The sequence below is a fragment of the Streptomyces roseochromogenus subsp. oscitans DS 12.976 genome (assembly GCF_000497445.1).
Classification (GTDB): Bacteria; Actinomycetota; Actinomycetes; order Streptomycetales; family Streptomycetaceae; genus Streptomyces; species Streptomyces oscitans.
Map to the genome: position 1 here is coordinate 7,585,154 of NZ_CM002285.1, position 3,380 is coordinate 7,588,533.

The following is a 3,380-nucleotide window of genomic DNA, read 5'->3' on the forward strand; positions in this document are numbered from 1 at the left end:
GCTCATGGGTGGAACGTTGATTATTCGGCCGGGATCCTGGGTCGGAGGCTGCTAGTACTGCTCGTCAGAGCGTGGAACGCATGATCTTCGGACGGGGCCTGGCCGGGCACGCTGTTGGGTGTCTGAGGGAACGAACTTTCCTCAGTCGCCGGCCCCAGTGCACTCGGACCTGTTGGTTCGGGGTGATGGGTGGCTGGTCGTTGTTTGAGAACTGCACAGTGGACGCGAGCATCTGTGGCCAAGTTTTTAAGGGCGCACGGTGGATGCCTTGGCACCAGGAACCGATGAAGGACGTGGGAGGCCACGATAGTCCCCGGGGAGTCGTCAACCAGGCTTTGATCCGGGGGTTTCCGAATGGGGAAACCCGGCAGTCGTCATGGGCTGTCACCCTTGTCTGAACACATAGGGCAAGTGGAGGGAACGCGGGGAAGTGAAACATCTCAGTACCCGCAGGAAGAGAAAACAACCGTGATTCCGGGAGTAGTGGCGAGCGAAACCGGATGAGGCCAAACCTACGACGTGTGAGACCCGGCAGGGGTTGCGTCGTGGGGGTTGTGGGATCTCTCTTCCACGGTCTGCCGGCCGTGGGGCGAGTCAGAAACCGTTGATGTAGGCGAAGGACATGCGAAAGGTCCGGCGTAGAGGGTAAGACCCCCGTAGTCGAAACGTCAGCGGCTCGTTTGAGAGACACCCAAGTAGCACGGGGCCCGAGAAATCCCGTGTGAATCTGGCGGGACCACCCGCTAAGCCTAAATATTCCCTGGTGACCGATAGCGGATAGTACCGTGAGGGAATGGTGAAAAGTACCCCGGGAGGGGAGTGAAATAGTACCTGAAACCGTGTGCCTACAAGCCGTGGGAGCGTCGGACATCAGCTTGCTGGTGTCTCGTGACTGCGTGCCTTTTGAAGAATGAGCCTGCGAGTTTGCGGTGTGTTGCGAGGTTAACCCGGGTGGGGAAGCCGTAGCGAAAGCGAGTCCGAACAGGGCGCTGTAGTAGCACGCTCAAGACCCGAAGCGGAGTGATCTAGCCATGGGCAGGTTGAAGCGGAGGTAAGACTTCGTGGAGGACCGAACCCACCAGGGTTGAAAACCTGGGGGATGACCTGTGGTTAGGGGTGAAAGGCCAATCAAACTCCGTGATAGCTGGTTCTCCCCGAAATGCATTTAGGTGCAGCGTCGTGTGTTTCTTGCCGGAGGTAGAGCACTGGATAGGCGATGGGCCCTACCGGGTTACTGACCTTAGCCAAACTCCGAATGCCGGTAAGTGAGAGCGCGGCAGTGAGACTGTGGGGGATAAGCTCCATGGTCGAGAGGGAAACAGCCCAGAGCATCGACTAAGGCCCCTAAGCGTACGCTAAGTGGGAAAGGATGTGGAGTCGCACAGACAACCAGGAGGTTGGCTTAGAAGCAGCCACCCTTGAAAGAGTGCGTAATAGCTCACTGGTCTAGTGATTCCGCGCCGACAATGTAGCGGGGCTCAAGCGTACCGCCGAAGTCGTGTCATTGCAGTATATAGCCCCAACGGGTGCTGTGATGGGTAGGGGAGCGTCGTCTGCCGGGTGAAGCGGCACTGGAAGGTAGTCGTGGACGGTTGACGAGTGAGAATGCAGGCATGAGTAGCGATTCACACGTGAGAAACGTGTGCGCCGATTGACTAAGGGTTCCTGGGTCAAGCTGATCTGCCCAGGGTAAGTCGGGACCTAAGGCGAGGCCGACAGGCGTAGTCGATGGATAACCGGTTGATATTCCGGTACCCGCTGTGAAGCGTCAAACATCGAAACAGGCGATGCTAAGTCCGTGAAGCCGTTCCGGACCCTTCGGGGAATGGAAAGTGGTGGAGCCGACGGACCAGACTTGCAGTAGGTGAGTGATGGGGTGACGCAGGAAGGTAGTCCATCCCGGGCGGTGGTTGTCCCGGGGTAAGGGTGTAGGACGTTGTCCAGGTAAATCCGGGCAGCACATAGTCTGAGACCTGATGCCGAGCCGATTGTGGTGAAGTGGATGATCCTATGCTGTCGAGAAAAGCCTCTAGCGAGTTTCATGGCGGCCCGTACCCTAAACCGACTCAGGTGGTCAGGTAGAGAATACCGAGGCGTTCGGGTGAACTATGGTTAAGGAACTCGGCAAAATGCCCCCGTAACTTCGGGAGAAGGGGGGCCATTCCTGGTGAGAGGACTTGCTCCTCGAGCTGGGGGTGGCCGCAGAGACCAGCGAGAAGCGACTGTTTACTAAAAACACAGGTCCGTGCGAAGCCGTAAGGCGATGTATACGGACTGACGCCTGCCCGGTGCTGGAACGTTAAGGGGACCGGTTAGCTCACTTTCGGGTGGGCGAAGCTGAGAACTTAAGCGCCAGTAAACGGCGGTGGTAACTATAACCATCCTAAGGTAGCGAAATTCCTTGTCGGGTAAGTTCCGACCTGCACGAATGGCGTAACGACTTCTCGACTGTCTCAACCATAGGCCCGGTGAAATTGCACTACGAGTAAAGATGCTCGTTTCGCGCAGCAGGACGGAAAGACCCCGGGACCTTTACTACAGTTTGATATTGGTGTTCGGTTCGGCTTGTGTAGGATAGCTGGGAGACTGTGAAGCCCGTACGCCAGTGTGGGTGGAGTCGTCGTTGAAATACCAGTCTGGTCGTGCTGGATGTCTAACCTGGGTCCGTGATCCGGATCAGGGACAGTGTCTGATGGGTAGTTTAACTGGGGCGGTTGCCTCCTAAAGGGTAACGGAGGCGCCCAAAGGTTCCCTCAGCCTGGTTGGCAATCAGGTGTTGAGTGTAAGTGCACAAGGGAGCTTGACTGTGAGACCGACGGGTCGAGCAGGGACGAAAGTCGGGACTAGTGATCCGGCGGTGGCTTGTGGAAGCGCCGTCGCTCAACGGATAAAAGGTACCCCGGGGATAACAGGCTGATCTTCCCCAAGAGTCCATATCGACGGGATGGTTTGGCACCTCGATGTCGGCTCGTCGCATCCTGGGGCTGGAGTCGGTCCCAAGGGTTGGGCTGTTCGCCCATTAAAGCGGTACGCGAGCTGGGTTTAGAACGTCGTGAGACAGTTCGGTCCCTATCCGCTGTGCGCGTAGGAGTCTTGAGAAGGGCTGTCCCTAGTACGAGAGGACCGGGACGGACGAACCTCTGGTGTGCCAGTTGTTCTGCCAAGGGCATGGCTGGTTGGCTACGTTCGGGAGGGATAACCGCTGAAAGCATCTAAGCGGGAAGCCTGCTTCGAGATGAGGACTCCCACCCACTTGATGGGGTAAGGCTCCCAGTAGACGACTGGGTTGATAGGCCGGATCTGGAAGCCAGGTAACTGGTGGAGGTGACCGGTACTAATAGGCCGAGGGCTTGTCCTCAGTTGCTCGCGTCCACTGTGTT

General features: G+C 57.5%; 1 rRNA gene. It reads left to right on the plus strand.

The window, feature by feature from the left end:
* Positions 1-236 precede the first annotated feature (236 nt).
* A 23S ribosomal RNA gene (locus M878_RS82450) occupies positions 237-3,358 on the plus strand.
* The last annotated feature ends 22 nt before the right edge of the window (positions 3,359-3,380 follow it).